This is a genomic window from Rhizobium aethiopicum (genome assembly GCF_900094625.1).
Lineage (GTDB): Bacteria > Pseudomonadota > Alphaproteobacteria > Rhizobiales > Rhizobiaceae > Rhizobium > Rhizobium aethiopicum.
On the sequence record NZ_FMAJ01000006.1, the window covers coordinates 236,539 to 249,580 of the forward strand.

Sequence of the window (13,042 nt, forward strand, 5' to 3'; positions counted from 1 at the left end):
GGGGCTCCGCCTTTAGCGAAGCGCAGCGACACGCGTGGGTCGCTGCGGGCGGCTGGTGGCCTGCACCTGCCAGGGAGCCACGACTGCCGGCATCCCGGCTTCGACGCACGCGGCCATGAAAGCCTCCCGTGCAATCAACGGCGCAATCACCCGGTTGAGGGCGCCGCGACAGGTCTTGACGGCGCGCTTGTGCCGCTCCCCATGGCCCAACGGCCATTCATTCTCAAGGAAATCCAAGGCCTCATAGACGCCCGTAAAAGTTCGCACCAGGCCGCACTGCAACCTCACCGTCACTGGACGAGTCCAGAGCACATCGTTCAGCGGCATTTTCTTCCTCCTTTCGATGCCAGCTTTGATCCGGCGAAAAATATTGGAAATGGCTGCCGGATGTTCAAGACCGCAGCGATATTCCGTAAATGGCCTACGCTGCCTACAGGAGCAATTCTGCCTGCCGCTGTTGGATGCGTGAAAGGAGCGCAACAGCTCCTCGGCTGGACTCGCCCGGGCGTAGCCCGACCAACCCGGCCCGCCGAATAAGACGGCTGTCATAATGGAATCATTCGCCGAGCCGAAAAATCTTTTGCCGCTTCGCCCAGGGGGGCTATATCCTCGGGTGATCTCACTGGACAGGATTGAAATGACCGACACCGTTCTCGACCGCTTTCTCCGTTATGTCGTGATCGACACTCAATCCGATCCCTCCTCATCGGCGCAACCGACCACAGAAAAACAGAAGGACCTCGGGCGGGTTCTGGTCGACGAACTGCTGAAGATCGGGCTTTCGGACGCCCATCTCGATGAACATGGCTATGTCTATGCCACCATTCCGGCCAATAGCGACAAGACGGTGCCGGTCATCTGTTTCTGCTCGCACATGGATACGGCGCCCGATTTCAGCGGCATGGATGTCAAGCCGCAGGTCGTCAGCAATTATGCCGGCGGCGATATCCGGCTTATCGGCGATTCAAGTCGGGTGATCCGTGTCGCCGAACATCCCGAGCTGAAGAACCAGAGCGGCAACGACATCGTCACGACCGATGGAACGACATTGCTCGGCGCCGACGACAAGGCGGGACTGGCGGAAATCATGACCGCGGCCCAGATTCTGGTCGACAATCCGGATATCCGGCACGGGACGATCAAGATCCTGTTCACGCCCGATGAAGAAGTCGGGCGCGGCGTAAACAAGGTCGACCTCGGCAAGCTCGGTGCGGACTTCGCCTATACGATGGACGGCGAGACGGCGGGTCATATCGAGGATGAAACCTTCTCGGCCGACGGAGTCGAGATCAGCATATCAGGCGTGGCGATCCATCCCGGTTTTGCCAAGGACCGCATGGAAAACGCCATCAAGATCGCCGGCGCCATCATCGACCGGCTACCGAAGAATTTGTCACCGGAGACGACTGAAGGCAAGCAGGGCTTCATCCATCCGGTCGGCGTGACCGGCTCGATGGAGAAGGCGTCGCTGAGCTTCATCATTCGCGATTTCACCGATGAGGGGCTCGTGGAAAAGGAGGCGATGCTGGAGACCATCGTCAAGCAGGTGATGTCAGCCTATCCCGGCTCGACCTATCATTTCCAGGTGACGGAGCAGTATCGCAACATGAAGGCGGTGCTCGACCGTCATCCCGAGATTGTCGAAAACGCGCTTGAGGCCGTGCGCCGTGCCGGCATGACACCGGTGCGCGGCAGCATTCGCGGCGGCACGGACGGCTCGCGGCTCTCCTTCATGGGGCTGCCGTGCCCGAACATCTTTGCCGGCGGCCATGCCTTCCACTCGCCGCTCGAATGGGTGAGCCGCCAGGATATGGAAAAGGCAGTCGCAACGATCGTGGAGCTTGCGAAGATTTGGGAGGAGCGCGCCTAAGGGGCTCTCAGGCTACTGACAAACCACTGCAAAACCGGCGACGCTATCCTCGGCCTTGTGCCGAGGATCTGCGCTGGTCAATTAAGGATCCGAAAATAAATGACTTCCTGTCAAGCAATGCAGTAGTCAGATGCTCGGCACAAGGCCGAGCATGACGGAAGAGACCTTCTCAAAAACTGAGCGCGCTTTGATCTCACGCAAACAGAAACGGCATCAGCCGCCATTGGCCGCGACGCTCCCGCGCAGCATAACGCTGTCATAGGCGGGGCGCGGTGTGGGGATCGCGATCGGCATTCCCGGCTCGGGTTGGGTTGAGGTGACCGGCGAGGGTTCCGGCGCGGTCACCGGCGCAGTAATGTGCATCGGCGCCGTGCTCGCCGTCGACATCGGATCGGGCGCCGGCAGAGGAACGGGAACGGCCGAGGGTATAAGCGTCTCGAACTGCGGCGGCAGCATGCTTTCGCCCGGCACATAATTCATCGCTACCTCATAGGAAGGCAGCGGCGGCGGCGTTTGAAGCATGCCGTTGGAATCGCGCTTCTCGTAGAAGGCGTTGCCGCCGGCGACCGTTACATAATGCATGTTGTTGTAGGGGAATTTCAGCCCGTCGGTGTGGAAGAACATCGCATCCTTCACGGCGGGATGGCGCGCACCCTTGAGGAGGATCGCATCGGCCGCGGTGGCAAGCTGCGGTTCGGCCTGCGGCTTGACTTCCCGCGTCATGACGCCGGGCGCAAACTGCCTTTCCTGGGCGACGACGCCACAGATCGACGGAGGATAGGCGCCTGACGTCAGCCTGTTCATAACGACGGTACCGACAGCGAGATAACCGTTCTCGTCGGAATGCTGCGACTCGAAATACATCGCGCGTTTCAGGCAGTCGCGATCTTTGGCGGTATAATTGAAAGTGACTTTCGCCGCTTGAGCCTGTTTTGTCTTTGCCGGCGTCGTCGCCGGCTTCGGTGTTGTGGTGCAGCCTGCAGCCGCCAGTCCTACGAATAAAACCCCGATCAGGGATTTTCCAAAGGAAATCTCCGCCCTCAACGCCAGGTGCCTCCTATGGGATTAGTCCAGCCCTTTATGATTAATGCGCAAAATCTTTTACTCGTCATATGACCGAAATACAAACAACCTGAGATAACAAATAGCCTGAGGGACTCGCGCCAAATGCGATTCCTGCAATCATCCCTGAGATCGCCGCTGCATAATTCCCAAAAATTAAGGAATCATGCAGCAACTCAACGTGTTACAGCGCACTTTGCGCTCCATCAGCTGCGGAACAGCTTCCAGCGAGTCGGCTTGAACGCCACGCGGTTGCGGTCGAGCCGGTCAGCCTCGCTCGGCGGCAGCTCGATTTCGATATTTGGCCGATCGTTGCCGATATCCAGTTCGATGTGACGGGTGCCGGCGACGCGGCGGCTGGAGACGGGCTGGCCGGCAATGCAGTTTTCGGCTGATTCGCAGAGCCTGACATCATGCGGACGGAAATAGAGCTGCGCGGGTCCGTCCGGCTCGCCTTCGGCATTGAGGCCGAGCGAGCGGCCTTCAAAGCGGATATCGCCCTCGGATATCTCGACCTGCAGGCAGTTCGATTGGCCGATGAAGCCGAAGACGAAGGGCGAGTTCGGATTGTCGTAGACTTCGTCGGGTGTGCCGACCTGCTCGATCGCGCCCTGGCTCATGACGACGACCCGGTCGGCGAGTTCCAGAGCCTCGTCCTGGTCGTGGGTGACAAAAACTGTGGTGTGGCCGGTGCGGTCGTGGATCTCGCGCAGCCATTTGCGCAAGTCCTTGCGCACCTGGGCATCGAGCGCCCCGAAGGGTTCGTCGAGCAGAAGCACGTTCGGCTCGACCGCCATGGCGCGGGCGAGCGCCACGCGCTGGCGCTGACCGCCGGAAAGCTGGGCGGGATAGCGTTTTTCGAGACCGGAAAGCTGCACGAGTTCGAGCAGTTCCAGCGCCCGCCGGCGGATGTCGGCTTTCGCCGGACGCCGCGCACCTTTTCTGACCCTCAGGCCGAAGGAGACGTTGTCGAGCACCGTCATGTAGCGGAAGAGTGCATAATGCTGGAAGACGAAGCCGATATTGCGCTGCTGCACCGATTTCTTCGAGGCATCCTCCTCGCCGAAGAAGATCTGCCCTTCGGTCGGGCTTTCCAGGCCGGCGATCAGCCGCAGCAATGTCGTCTTGCCGGAGCCTGAAGGGCCGAGCAGTGCGATCAGCTCGCCGGAGCGGATGCCGAGCGAGACATCGTGCAGCGCCGGAAAACGCTCGAATTCCTTGCGGATGTTTTGAACACGTACTTCCATTCCAAATCCTTCAGTGCCGCCGGCTGGCGGAGATTTCAGCGCTGTAGCGCATTTCCAGCAGCGTCTTCAAAACAAGAGTGACAAGCGCCAGCAAGGCCAAAAGCGTGGCGACGGCGAAAGCGCCGGTGAAATTATACTCGTTATAGAGAATCTCCACCTGCAGCGGCATGGTGTTCGTCTGGCCGCGAATGTGACCTGAGACCACCGACACGGCGCCGAATTCGCCCATGGCGCGGGCGTTGCAAAGCAGCACGCCGTAGAGCAGGCCCCACTTGATGTTCGGCAGCGTCACGTACCAGAAGGTTTGCCAGCCGCTGGCGCCGAGCGAAAGGGCTGCCTCCTCGTCGGCCGTACCCTGTTCCTGCATCAGCGGGATCAGTTCGCGGGCGACGAAGGGGAAAGTGACGAACATCGTCGCCAGCACCAGTCCGGGCACGGCGAACAGGATCTTGATCTCATAGGCGCTGAGCCATTGGCCGAGCCATGTATTGGCGCCGAACAGAAGTACGAAGACCAGGCCCGATATGACTGGCGAAACCGAAAAAGGCAGGTCGATCAGCGTCGTCAGAAATGCCTTGCCCTTGAACTCGAACTTGGCAATCGCCCATGCGGCGGCGACCCCGAACGCGAGGTTGAGCGGCACGCTGATTCCGGCGACGATCAGTGTCAGGCGGATCGCCGAGAAGGTTTCGGCGTCGCCGAGCGCCTCGAGAAAGGGGCCGGCGCCCTTGCGGAAGGCTTCGACGAAGACGGCGGCGAGCGGCAGAAGCAGGATCAGCAGCAGGAAGACCAGCGAAAGTATGATCAGGCTGTAGCGCGCGATCCGGTGTTCGGTCGTCACCGAACGCAGCTTTTGCGGTTGAACGGTTGCATCAAGCGCCATAGCCATACCTCCGCCTGCTCCAGCTCTGGATGAGATTGATGACCAGCAGCATGGCGAAGGAGATGATCAGCATGATCGCTGCAATGCCGGTCGCCGCCGCATAATTATACTCTTCGAGTTTGATGATGATCAGCAGCGGCGCGATCTCCGATTTGAACGGCAGGTTGCCGGCGATGAAGATGACCGAGCCGTATTCGCCGACGCCGCGGGCAAAGGCGAGCGCAAAGCCGGTGAGCACGGCCGGCGCCAGCCCCGGCAGCAGCACGCGGAAAATCGTCTGCAGGCGGTTGGCGCCGAGCGTTGCCGCAGCCTCCTCCACCTCCTTGTCGATTTCCTCCATGACCGGCTGCACAGTGCGCACCACGAAGGGCAGGCCGACGAAGATCAGCGCCACGACGATGCCGGCCGGGGTGAAGGCGATCTTGATGCCGAGCGGCGTCAGAAACTGGCCGATCCAGCCGTTCGGCGCATAAAGCGTCGTCAGCGCAATGCCGGCAACGGCGGTCGGCAGGGCGAAAGGCAGATCGACCATGGCGTCGATGACGCGCTTGCCGGGGAAACGGTACCGCACCAGCACCCAGGCGAGGATGATGCCGAAGACGGCATTGACGACTGCGGCGAGGAAGGCGCTGCCGAAGCTGATGCGAAGCGCGTTCAGCGTGCGCGGATCGAGCGCGATCGACCAGAATTTCTCCCAGCCGAGCGCGCTCGACCGGACGGCAAGGCCCGAGAGCGGAATGAGGATCAGAAGGGTGAGCCAGGTCAAGGTAAGGCCGAGCGCCATTCCGAAACCCGGAATGACGCTCGGCCGCCTGAACCGCCACCGTGTGGGGCTATGTGCTTTCATGAAATCTATTATTGGGCCGGCTTGTAGATTTGGTCAAATACCCCGCCATCGCCGAAGAATTTCGGCTGCGCTTCTTTCCAGCCGCCGAAATCGTCGATCGTGGCCAGCGTCAGCTTCGGGAAGCGGGCGATATCGGCCGGATCGGCAGATTCCGGCTTGATCGGCCGGTAATAGTGCTTGGCGGCGATCTTCTGGCCCTCATCGGAATAGAGGTAGTTGAGATAGGCTTCGGCGACCTTGCGCGTGCCCTTCTTGTCGACATTGCCGTCGACGATGGCGACCGGTGGGTCGGCGCGGATGGAGAAGGTCGGCGTCACGATCTCGAACTGGTCGGGCCCGAGCTCTTCGAGCGAAAGATAGGCTTCGTTTTCCCAGGCGAGCAGCACGTCGCCGAGGCCGCGCTGGACGAAGGTGGTGGTGGCGCCGCGCGCACCGGTGTCGAGAACGGGAACATGCTGCAGCAGTTTGGCGACATAGTCCTGTGCCTTGGCATCGTCGCCGCCATTCGCCTGCTTGGCCCATGCCCAGGCGGCCAGGAAGTTCCAGCGGGCGCCGCCCGATGTCTTCGGGTTCGGCGTGATCACCTGCACGTCGTCCTTGATCAGGTCGCCCCAATCCTTGATGCCCTTCGGGTTACCCTTGCGGACCAGGAAGACGATGGTCGAGGTGTAGGGCGTCGAATTGTTCGGGAGCTTGGCTTTCCAGTCGACTGGGATCTTGCCGGTCGCCTTGGCGATGGCGTCGATATCGCCTTCGAGGGCAAGCGTCACGACGTCGGCGTCGAGGCCGTCGATGACAGAGCGCGCCTGGGCACCGGAGCCGCCATGCGAGGCCTTGATCGTCACAGCCTCACCATTGTCCTTCTGCCACTTCGCGGCGAAAGCAGCATTGAAATCCTTATATAATTCGCGCGTCGGATCATAGGACACGTTAAGCAGCGTCTGATCCGCGAATGCCGGAGCAACGCTGCCGATCGCGAAGCTGCCTGCCATGACCGCAGCCGTGAGGAGCCGGGTGAGCCGTTGTGTCTGCATGAGAACCCTCCTGTTTCTGTCTTAACTCTATCAAGTCAGTCGTATAATGAAACGAAACGTCTTCCTGTTCTGGCGGGTCTGATAGAATGTCATTCCATTTGAAGGGCGAATTTGAAATGGCCGTGCCGGAGTTGGCCGCGGCCAATCCCGCTGCCGCTCTCTGGCTGCCGCAAAACCGTGTTTTTTTGGCCACAGTTCCTCCACATCAGGCAAGGGCGAGGCAGATTTTCGCCCGGATTTTGCCGCGGTGACACTTGTGGATTCCTATATGGCGGCGGTGCGGTCTTATTCGCCGACCGTTACGTGGGGGCATCCTTGAAATGCGCCTCACATTCCAAACCTGTTAGGGCCATTCAAAATGAATATCAGAGCTATCCTTTTTGCCTCCGTTGCCGCCCTTGCCGCGGCATCCGGAGCCCGCGCTGCCGACGCCATTGTGGCGGCAGAACCCGAGCCCGTGGAATATGTTCGCGTTTGCGACGCCTACGGGACCGGTTATTTTTATATTCCGGGAACGGAAACATGCCTTTCGATCGGCGGTTACATCCGTACCGAAGTGCGCTTCGGCGACAATATCGCCGGTGATTCCGACGTAAACTTCTGGACTCGCGGTCAGGTCACCTTCCAGGCCAAGAACGACACCGAGTTCGGCACGCTCACCGGCGTCATGACGCTGCGCTACAACGTCGACAATGCTTCCGATCAGGAAGCGCTGCTGGATGAGGGTTACCTCGACATCGCCGGCTTCCGCGTTGGTAAGCTCTACAGCTGGTGGGACGATGACATGAGCGGCGAGACCGATACGCTCGCCAGCAACGAGACGACCCACAACTCGATCCGTTATCAGTACGAGAATGGTGCCTTCGCGGCCGGCCTCTCGATCGACGAGCTGGAAGAAGACTACGCCACCAAGCCGGGCGAAGGCCCGAACAACTTCGGCGTCGCAGGCCAGGTCTCCTACAAGGCCGGCGCCATCAGTGCCTACCTGCTTGCCGGCTATGACACCGACACCAGCGAAGTCGCGGTCCGCGGTATCGTATACGCCGACATCGGTCCCGGCACGCTCGGCATCGCCGGCGTCTGGGCAAGCGGCGCCAACTACTACTACGAAGAGTCCGAATGGACGATCGCAGCGGAATACGCCTTGAAGATCAACGAGAAGTGGTCGGTCACCCCCGGCTTCCAGTACTTCGAGAACATTGCGCTCGAGGCTGACGGCAACGGCTTTACCGGCGGCAGCGCCTACACGACTGGTGTGACGATCGACTACCGCATCGTCGAAGACCTGCGTTCGAAGCTCAGCGTGCAATATCACGATGAGGACGAAGGCGACGACGAAGTCTTCGGCTTCCTGCGCTTCCAGCGCGACTTCTAAGTTGGTCTGATTGCAGACGAGCGGGCGCGGCCTTCGGGCCGCGCCTTTTTCATACCCGCGAATCGGCGATGAAGTCGGAATAGAATTCGTCCGCCGTCCGTGCCTTGCGCATGGCCGCGAGCACGCCGTCCGATTGCAGCCGCCGGGCGATGGCAGACAGGACATTCAGATATTCGCCGCGGTTGTTCTCCCCGAAAAGCAGCACGAAGGCGATGTCGGTTGGGATATCGTCGATCGCCTCGAAAGCCAGGGGCTGCGCGAAACGGAGTAGGATGCCGCGCGGGCTCGTCATGCCATCGATGGCGGCATGCGGGATGGCTATGCCGTTGCCGATCCCCGTGGAGCCGAGCCTCTCACGCGCTTCGAGCGCCTTCAGTATAATATGGCTGTCGACGGAGAAGGCCTTGGCGGTCTTGTCGGCGATGATCTGCAGCGCGCGCCATTTCGTCGGTGCGGAGACGCCGATGAAAGTGTGCTCCGGCCGGATGATGTTGGGAAGGTTCATGGCATTCTCGATATAGTGGACTCGATAGGTCGGACAACGGGAGAGGTCAGTCCGGTTCCCTGAGCCGATAGCCGACGCCGGTTTCGGTGGTGATATAGTGCGGCTGGTCAGGGCTCTGCTCAATCTTTTGCCTGAGCTGCCTGATGTAGACACGCAGATATTGCACATCGGCTGCCGGCCCCCATACCTGCTTCAAAAGAAGCTGGTGTGTCAGCACCTTGCCGGCGTGCTGGGCGAGCACGCGCAGGATGTCGTATTCCTTCGGCGACAATTTGATTTCTTCGCCGTCGACCTTGACGATGCGCTTGACGAGATCGACCGACAGCCCGCCGGTCTGGAAGATTGCCTTTTCGCCCTGCTGCTGCAGGCGGTGGCGCAGCGCCACGCGGATGCGGGCGCCAAGTTCGTTGATACCGAACGGCTTGGTGACGTAATCGTCGGCGCCGCTTTCCAGCGCCCTGACGATGCCGGCCTCGTCGGTGCGGCTGGACAGGATGACGACCGGCATCGAAAGCCCCTCCTGGCGCCATGCCTGAAGCAGGTCATGGCCCGACATGTCGGGCAGGCCGAGATCGAGCAAGACGAGGTCGGGCATGTCGCCGGCGACTGCCTGACGGGCGCTCGCGACATTCGGGGCCTCCTGCACTTCATAGCCCTGCGCGGTCAGGCCGACGCGAAGCAGCTTGCGGATCGGCGGCTCGTCGTCGACGACGAGGATTTTGACGGCTGAACCGGTCATTTGAGTTCATCCAGTTTCGGAATATCGTTGGGTTTCGGCAGGTGGATGGTGAAGACGGCGCCCGGCCGCCCCCTTCGGTTGCCGGCGGTAATCGTGCCGCCCATCGCCTCGATGAAGCCGCGGCAGATGGAAAGGCCGAGGCCGGTGCCGGCGCGCACCTGATCGCCCTTGCGCACACGGTAGAAGGTGTCGAAGACACGGGCGAGGTCGGCCGGCGGAATGCCCGGCCCTTCGTCCGAGACCTGCAGGACGACGTTGTGGGCATCGGCCCAGCCATCGATGTGGATGACGGATCCCTCGGGAGCGTATTTGGCGGCATTGTCGAGCAGGTTAAAGATCACCTGCTCGAACAGGACGGGATCGACGCGCACCATCGGCAGGTCTGCCGGAATGCCCATTTGCATCTTGTGGCGCTCGAGGATCTTTGCGGCGCGGCGCAAGGCGCCGCCGACGATATCGCCGGCATAATGCAGCGCCGAGTTCGGTTCCATCGCACCGGATTCGATCTTGGTCATGTCGAGCAGGTTTGCGATGAAACGGTTAAGGCGCTCGGACTCGTCGACGACGGTGGAAAGCAGGTCGCTGCGGTCCTCCGCCGGCATCGAGGCGAAATAGTCGCGCAGCGTGCCGGCGGCGCCGAGGATGGCGGCAAGCGGCGTTTTCAGGTCATGTGAAATCGAGGTGAGCAGCGCCGAACGCAGTCGGTCGGCTTCGGCCGCGAGCCTTGCCCGGTCGACATCGGCGACGAGCTGGACGCGTTCGATCGCAAGGGCCGCCTGGTCGGCTAGCGCATCGAGCAGGCGCTGCTGCTCGGGCGTCAGCAACGGTCCGTCGCGTCGATCGCTGTCGAGGCCGATGACCCCGACGGCGGTGCGCCCGGTTCTGAGCGGCACGTAGAGCCGTTTGGCGCCCGGCAATGTATCGGCGCCGCGCCCGGCGGCGTGATTGTGCTCCCAGGCCCAGCGGGCGGCGGCGATATCGGCGTCGTCGAGCGTGTCGTCGGGCGGATAACCAGCCTTGACGGCAATGCTTCCCTCTTCCGGCAGAAGCAGCACGACACGGACCTTCAGCATCGAGGCGAGCTGAAAGGCGGTCGCCCAGAGCACGTCGTCGAGCGTGCCGGTGCCGGCGAGCTTCTTCGAGAAGAGATAGAGATCTTCCGTCGTGCGCGCCCGCTGCCTGGCGGCGGCCGCCTGGCGCTGCACGGTCGCGGTCAGATTGCTGGCGATGATGGCGACGCCCAGGAAAAAGAACAGCGCAAGCACGCTTTCCGGATCGCTGATCGTCAGCGTGTAGCGCGGCGGCAGGAAGAAGAAGTTGAAGGACAAGGCGCCGAGAATACAGCTGTAGAGCGCCGGCCGAAGCCCATGCAGGACGGCGGAGGTCAGCACCGCCATCAGGAAGACGAGGGCGAGGTTGCGCACGTCGAGCACCTGGTCGAGCACGATACCGACCGCGAGCGCGATGGCGACATAGACTGTCGCCAGCAGATAGGCTTTGAAATCGAGTTGGGGGGGCGTGGCTGCTGCCCTGACCCCGCGCGCGGTGGTGCCGTCCTTCTCATTGCCTGAAATGACATGGACGCTGATCTCGCCGGTCTTGCGGATCAGCTCGTCGGTGACCGAACGGCTCCACCAGTCGCGCCATGTCGGTTTTTTCGGTGCGCCGATCACGATATGGGTGACGTTGTTGGCGGTGGCGTGGCGCACAAGCTCTTCGGCGACTTCGCGGCCGGGAATGGTGATCGCCTCGCCGCCGAGCTGCTCGGCAAGCCGCAGCGTCGCCGCGACGCTATCGCGCTCCGCCTCCGTCAGATTGATCGAACGGTTGGTCTCGATGTAGACGGCGGCCCAGGGCGCGCGCAGGCGTGAGGCCATGCGCGAGGCGTAGCGCACCAGCGAGGCCGAGCGCGGGCGATGGTCGACTGAGACGAGCACGCGTTCGCCGGCCGCCCAGGGGCCGGAGATGGCATGGGCCTGCATGTGGGTGAGCAGCTGGTCGTCCACGCGTTGGGCGGTCTTACGCAGCGCCAGTTCTCTCAGCGCCGTCAGGTTGCCGGGCGTGAAATAGTTGGTCAGCGCTCGCTCGGCGGTGCGCGGTATATAGACCTTGCCGTCATGCAGCCGCTTGATTAGATCGTCCGGCGTCAGGTCGATGATCTCGACATCATCGGCAAGGTCGATGATCGAGTCCGGTACCGTCTCGCGCACGCGGATGCGGGTGATCTGCGAAACGACGTCGTTCAGGCTCTCGACATGCTGGATATTCAGCGTCGTATAGACGTCGATGCCGCGGTCGAGCAGCTCCTTGACGTCGAGATAGCGTTTCGGATGGCGGCTGCCCTCGGCATTGGTATGGGCGAGTTCGTCTACCAGCACGAGTCCGGGTCTGCGGGCGAGGATGCCGTCGAGATCCATTTCCTCGAGCGTCCGGCCACGATAGGCGACCTTCACCCGCGGAATGATCTCGAAGCCGGCAAGGAGCGCTTCGGTCTCCTTGCGGCCGTGGGTCTCGACGACGCCGATGACGACATCGAGACCCTCGGCGATTTTGGCCCGGCCGGAGATCAGCATTTCGTAGGTCTTGCCGACGCCGGGGGCGGCGCCGAGGAAGATTTTCAGACGGCCGCGCGTCTCCGCCCGGGCTTTTTCGAGAAGCGCATCGGGCGAGGGCCTGCCGGCCTGGTCGCGATTGTCGTCTGGCATGCGTGGTCTTTCTGCGAATGGTACTGAGAATGCGTTACGTCCGCCTCACCCTCCGTCATGCTCGGCCTTGAGCCGAGCATCCACACAGCACCCACCGGTAGCTGTGGCATGGATCCTCGGGTCAAGCCCGAGGATGGCGGCGAGTGGGATTGGCCTTGTCGCCAAACCCCATTGAACCCGCCAACCTTCACTCAGTCATAGAAGTATCAAGGCTCTGGTTCAACGCCAGAACATTGACCGTGGGTTCGCCGAGAATGCCGAGCTCGCGGTCGTGGACAGCGCCGTCGACCAGTGCCTTGACCTTGGCCTCGGCGATGTTGCGCGCCTTGGCAACGCGCGGCACTTGGAAGTAGGCGGCCTCGGGCGAAATATCGGGATCGAGGCCGCTACCCGAGGCGGTGACGAGGTCGGCCGGCACCTCGGTGTTCGGGTTTGCCGCCTTGGCTGTTTCGTAGTCGCTTTTCACGCGGTCGATCAGTTTCTGGCTGGTCGGGCCGAGGTTCGAGCCGCCGGAGGCGGCGGCATTGTAGCCATCGCCGGCGGCCGAGGGGCGGCCGTGGAAATACTTGTCGCTGGTGAAGGCTTGGCCGATCAGCCTTGAGCCAATCACCTGACCGTTCTTCTCGATCAGGCTGCCATTCGCCTGGGTCGGGAAGAGCGCCTGGGCCGCACCCGTCATGGCAAGCGGATAAAGCAGGCCCGTGATGGCCGTGGTGGCAACGATCATAACGACGGCCGGGCGAAGTTCTTTCAACATTGTTCTTAGCTCCTAGAG

General features: G+C 61.8%; 12 protein-coding genes. 2 read left to right on the forward strand and 10 right to left on the reverse strand.

Features of this window, described 5'->3' with window-relative positions; all coding sequences use genetic code 11:
• Positions 1-12: 12 nt before the first annotated feature.
• Positions 13-327, reverse strand: a complete 315-nt coding sequence (locus GA0061105_RS15310; protein ID WP_064685770.1) for a DUF982 domain-containing protein — start codon at positions 325-327, stop codon at positions 13-15.
• 310 nt (positions 328-637) lie between these two features.
• Between GA0061105_RS15310 and pepT the strand changes: the two genes are divergently transcribed.
• Positions 638-1,870: a peptidase T gene (gene pepT, locus GA0061105_RS15315; protein WP_092751232.1), complete on the forward strand. Its 1,233-nt coding sequence runs from the start codon at positions 638-640 to the stop codon at positions 1,868-1,870.
• A 213-nt stretch (positions 1,871-2,083) separates the two neighbouring features.
• On the opposite strand, the gene GA0061105_RS15320 is transcribed toward pepT, so the two are convergent.
• The 5 genes from GA0061105_RS15320 to GA0061105_RS15340 all read right to left on the reverse strand — a co-directional run bounded on the left by GA0061105_RS15320 (position 2,084) and on the right by GA0061105_RS15340 (position 6,943).
• Positions 2,084-2,914: a cell wall hydrolase gene (locus GA0061105_RS15320; protein WP_092751234.1), complete on the reverse strand. Its 831-nt coding sequence runs from the start codon at positions 2,912-2,914 to the stop codon at positions 2,084-2,086.
• 224 nt (positions 2,915-3,138) lie between these two features.
• Positions 3,139-4,179: a sulfate/molybdate ABC transporter ATP-binding protein gene (locus GA0061105_RS15325; RefSeq protein ID WP_064697313.1), complete on the reverse strand. Its 1,041-nt coding sequence runs from the start codon at positions 4,177-4,179 to the stop codon at positions 3,139-3,141.
• A gap of 10 nt (positions 4,180-4,189) precedes the next feature.
• A complete protein-coding gene (gene cysW / locus GA0061105_RS15330; protein WP_064697312.1) occupies positions 4,190-5,062 on the reverse strand; it encodes a sulfate ABC transporter permease subunit CysW in 873 nt (290 codons plus the stop codon).
• A complete protein-coding gene (gene cysT, locus GA0061105_RS15335; RefSeq protein ID WP_064697311.1) occupies positions 5,052-5,909 on the reverse strand; it encodes a sulfate ABC transporter permease subunit CysT in 858 nt (285 codons plus the stop codon). Before cysT ends, cysW begins: the two co-directional genes overlap by 11 nt.
• A gap of 8 nt (positions 5,910-5,917) precedes the next feature.
• Entirely contained in the window at positions 5,918-6,943 is a 1,026-nt protein-coding gene (locus GA0061105_RS15340) for a sulfate ABC transporter substrate-binding protein (protein WP_092751236.1), read from the reverse strand.
• A gap of 358 nt (positions 6,944-7,301) precedes the next feature.
• Here GA0061105_RS15340 and GA0061105_RS15345 point away from each other — a divergent pair, with 358 nt between their 5' ends.
• The gene (locus tag GA0061105_RS15345; RefSeq protein ID WP_092751238.1) at positions 7,302-8,318 is read left to right on the forward strand and encodes a porin; all 1,017 of its coding nucleotides are present in this window, start codon (positions 7,302-7,304) and stop codon (positions 8,316-8,318) included.
• 49 nt (positions 8,319-8,367) lie between these two features.
• On the opposite strand, the gene GA0061105_RS15350 is transcribed toward GA0061105_RS15345, so the two are convergent.
• The 4 genes from GA0061105_RS15350 to kdpC all read right to left on the reverse strand — a co-directional run bounded on the left by GA0061105_RS15350 (position 8,368) and on the right by kdpC (position 13,024).
• Positions 8,368-8,823, reverse strand: coding sequence for a PTS sugar transporter subunit IIA (locus GA0061105_RS15350; protein WP_092751240.1), 456 nt, complete (start codon positions 8,821-8,823; stop codon positions 8,368-8,370).
• 46 nt (positions 8,824-8,869) lie between these two features.
• Positions 8,870-9,562, reverse strand: coding sequence for a response regulator transcription factor (locus GA0061105_RS15355; protein ID WP_064697307.1), 693 nt, complete (start codon positions 9,560-9,562; stop codon positions 8,870-8,872).
• Positions 9,559-12,267: a sensor histidine kinase gene (locus tag GA0061105_RS15360; protein WP_092751242.1), complete on the reverse strand. Its 2,709-nt coding sequence runs from the start codon at positions 12,265-12,267 to the stop codon at positions 9,559-9,561. Before GA0061105_RS15360 ends, GA0061105_RS15355 begins: the two co-directional genes overlap by 4 nt.
• Before the next feature lie 187 nt (positions 12,268-12,454).
• Positions 12,455-13,024 (reverse strand): potassium-transporting ATPase subunit KdpC, encoded by a 570-nt coding sequence (gene kdpC / locus GA0061105_RS15365; RefSeq protein ID WP_092751244.1) that lies wholly within the window; start codon positions 13,022-13,024, stop codon positions 12,455-12,457.
• Positions 13,025-13,042: the final 18 nt, after the last annotated feature.

Excerpts from the sequence above, each read along its gene's own strand:
- GA0061105_RS15310 (WP_064685770.1), bottom strand. The coding sequence starts at position 327 with ATGCCGCTGAACGATGTGCTCTGGACTCGTCCAGTGACGGTGAGGTTG.
- pepT (WP_092751232.1), top strand. The coding sequence starts at position 638 with ATGACCGACACCGTTCTCGACCGCTTTCTCCGTTATGTCGTGATCGAC.
- GA0061105_RS15325 (WP_064697313.1), bottom strand. The coding sequence starts at position 4,179 with ATGGAAGTACGTGTTCAAAACATCCGCAAGGAATTCGAGCGTTTTCCG.
- cysW (WP_064697312.1), bottom strand. The coding sequence starts at position 5,062 with ATGGCGCTTGATGCAACCGTTCAACCGCAAAAGCTGCGTTCGGTGACG.
- cysT (WP_064697311.1), bottom strand. The coding sequence starts at position 5,909 with ATGAAAGCACATAGCCCCACACGGTGGCGGTTCAGGCGGCCGAGCGTC.
- GA0061105_RS15340 (WP_092751236.1), bottom strand. The coding sequence starts at position 6,943 with ATGCAGACACAACGGCTCACCCGGCTCCTCACGGCTGCGGTCATGGCA.
- GA0061105_RS15345 (WP_092751238.1), top strand. The coding sequence starts at position 7,302 with ATGAATATCAGAGCTATCCTTTTTGCCTCCGTTGCCGCCCTTGCCGCG.
- GA0061105_RS15350 (WP_092751240.1), bottom strand. The coding sequence starts at position 8,823 with ATGAACCTTCCCAACATCATCCGGCCGGAGCACACTTTCATCGGCGTC.
- GA0061105_RS15355 (WP_064697307.1), bottom strand. The coding sequence starts at position 9,562 with ATGACCGGTTCAGCCGTCAAAATCCTCGTCGTCGACGACGAGCCGCCG.
- GA0061105_RS15360 (WP_092751242.1), bottom strand. The coding sequence starts at position 12,267 with ATGCCAGACGACAATCGCGACCAGGCCGGCAGGCCCTCGCCCGATGCG.
- kdpC (WP_092751244.1), bottom strand. The coding sequence starts at position 13,024 with ATGTTGAAAGAACTTCGCCCGGCCGTCGTTATGATCGTTGCCACCACG.